Consider the following 3,029-nt stretch of genomic DNA (forward strand, 5'->3'; position numbering starts at 1 on the left):
CCCATCGAGGGCAGGGCGGAGTAGAGCGACGTCTCCTGGCGGTAGTCCGGCACGACGGGCGTCGGTGGGGGTGGCGGGTTCGGTGGATCAGGCGGGTTCGGCGGGTTGGGTGGATCCGGTGGCGTTGGCGGTGTGGGACAGCCGGCGGGTGGTGGGCTCTGCGTGCAGTCCAGCACCGAGCGCAGGTACCAGTTGCCGTCGGCGGTGTCGGCGCCGACGCCGCCCCGGTAGAGCGAATACTGGTAGGGCCCGGCGACCACGCGGCCGGCCAGGGCGAAGGCGCCGGCGGCGGAGTTGGGCTTGTCGCGCACCTCGACCAGCTCGATGCCGTTGCCGGGTGTCAGGGCACCGGCGCCGCCAACATTGGTGACGGCGATCTGCGTCGCGCCCGGCCCGAGCTGCGTGCGATCGACGATCAGCACGTCGGAGACCGAGCCGTCGGCGCCGACGCCACCGTTGAGCACGGTGTTCAGCCTTAACGCACCACCATTGGAGACGAACACACCGCTGCCGGGCGCACCCCCGGCAGTGGGATTGCCGGTGATGACCAGCGTGTTGCCCGGCGTCGTGCCGCGCAGGTCGATGATGCCGGCGTGGTTGAAGGTGGCCAGGTTGACGAACTGACCCTGCACGATCGTGGCGTTGGCCGTCGTGTAGGTGGCGCTGTCCAGCGGTGTCGAGCCCACGCCGGTGGTGGGAATGTATTCGCCCGATGCGTTCGTCGTCGTTGCACCGGTGACGGCGGCCAGTTGCACGATGCCGCCGCTGAGGTTGTTGAAGGCAGCGGCGGGACCGCCGAAGTTGGAGATCGACACGGCTTTGGTGTCGCGCGCGCCATCGCCGTTCGTATCGGCGAAGTTGCGGACACTGAACGTGCCTGCGTTGTTGAACGTGTTCGTACCGCCGGTCGGGCTGGTGAAAGCGACGAATCCCGTGACGGTACCGTTGTTGTCCGTCGTGACGCCGCCGGCCGTGCCCGTGGTCGCGCGCGGCAACGAGCCGATCGCCCGGTCCGACAGCGCACCGATCTGGCCCAGGTTGGTCAACCGCGATGGGCCACCCGTCGCGCCGTTTCCGAAGAACACGCCGTAAGCGGGCAACGCGCCATCCCAGCCGCCTTGCGCCGTGCCCCGCACCGTCACGTCCGCGACGCCGTTGGTCGTGAAGGCGCGGATGGCCGAGGACGATTGGCCCAGGGCCGTGGCCGTCTGTACGTCGACCGTCGTGTTGCCGTTCTCCGACAGTGTCTGGATGCCGTGAGCGCCGACACCGTTCGTCGATACCGACTGCGTCGACATCACGAGCACCTGACCGTCGTTCGAGGTCGCCAGGATGCCGTGCGCCGCGTTGCCCTTGGTCGACACGGTGTCGACCCGCACCTCGACGTCGCCGGAGGGTGGGCCGACGAAGTTGAATGTCTGCGCGCTGATGCCGATCGATTGGGTGCCGGCGGTCGTGACGCTGGTCGCGATGACCGTCGTCTTGCCGGCTTGCGAGTCGGCCTCGATGCCGATGGCGCGGGGACCGGTCGTGGCGACAGGCGCCGTCACCGTCACGGTGGCTGTATCCTCGACGCCGGTGCCGAAGCTGCCGACGGAAACACCCACGGCGCCGGGATCGCTTGCCGCGTTGGTGCCGGTGGTCGTCACAGGGGCCGTCACAAGGGCGCTGGCGGGGCCGTCGTAGGATTCCACCCGGATGCCGTAGCCGGATGAAATGCCGGTGTTGACGACCACGGGCGCGCTTGAGGCGACGTGGGCAAGTTCCGGGCCTTCGGTACGGGCGTAGATGCCCGTCGCGCCACCCAGCCCTGCTGCTGTGACGGTGACCGTGCCGGTCGATATGATGTTCGTCGCGCCAACGGACGGCACAGTGGTTTGTCCGGCCGAGCCGAAAATGCCGATCGTGTTCTCGCCGGTGACGGTGATCGCTGCGTTGTTGGTGATGGTGACGAAGTTGTAGAACGACAGCGCATCGATGCCGATGGCGTTCGTCCCGCTGACGGTGAGGGCAGCGTTGTTGACAACGGTGATGCCCGCGCTGTTGGCAGGCAGGGCGTTCAGGTTGCCGCCCTCCGATGCTCTGATCGCCCTCGTGCCTGAGCCGGTAATCGTGATGGCTCCGGTCGCCGTGAGGTCGATGGAACCGCCGAGCGGGGCATCGGCCCAGATCCCGGCGCCGCCTTTGCTGGACGGCATGTTCATCGTGCCGTTGAAGTCGATGTCGACCAGACCGTTGACCGCGCCGGCACCCCAGGTCCTGGCCATGATTCCGGTGCCACCGCCATTGACCGCGCCCTGGAAATTGATGGTGATGGGCGCGCCCTTGTTGGCATTGCTGGCGCCGGATTGAACGTTGAGACCGATGCCGGTGCCCAGCGGGTTGAGCGTCACGCCGGTCGCGGTGACGCGGATGGGGCGCGCCGATGGCGTACTGGCCGTCGACGTGATGCTGATGGCGTTGACGTTTGCCGGAGGCGCCACCGGCTGGACGGTGATGCCCGTCGCCGTCAGCGAAAACAGCCCAACGCCTGTCGGCGTATAGACGATGGCGAGGGCGCTGCTGGTATACGTCGCCGCATCGCAGGTGATCGTCATGCCGGGGCCGCACTCGTTGATGGCGTGTGCGGCGTTCGAGTTCGACAATACCGAAGCCAGAAAGACGACGGGAACCGAGAATGTCGTCGCGAGCAGTTGCTGTCTCAATCGCGGCAAGGCGACCGCATTGGTGGATGTTACTGGCATTACTGCTGATTCCCCAACTTCGACGCTGCCGTTGTCGCCGCAACGAACCGGTCAGACTCCGTCACCAATGGAAGCGCAGGCCCATCTTGCCGTTCCAGGCGTGGCTGTTGCCGTTGAGGCCGACATCGTAGCCGGTACTGACGTAGAGGCTGCCGGTGCGGCTGATCTGGCCGGTGATGCCCAGGGTGAAGGAAGCCCAGGTGTCGCTGGCTTTTGACCGGAAAGGCACGAAGCCGTCGGCCGAGCTGAACGAGGTGCGCGGCGCGCCGAGGAACTCGTGCCACA

At 67.1% G+C, this 3,029-nt stretch carries 1 protein-coding gene and 1 pseudogene; both read right to left on the minus strand.

The genetic code is table 11. The features are described from left to right. Positions 1–2,744: pseudogene (locus tag FQU96_RS42435) on the minus strand (hypothetical protein); the annotation flags it as partial. Between the two features lie 61 nt (positions 2,745–2,805). Beyond that, a partial coding sequence (locus tag FQU96_RS41890) for an autotransporter outer membrane beta-barrel domain-containing protein (RefSeq protein WP_146547382.1) occupies positions 2,806–3,029 on the minus strand: 224 nt, incomplete at its 5' end.

Origin of the sequence: Reyranella sp. CPCC 100927, from assembly GCF_007859315.1 — a bacterium.
Classification (GTDB): domain Bacteria; phylum Pseudomonadota; class Alphaproteobacteria; order Reyranellales; family Reyranellaceae; genus Vineibacter.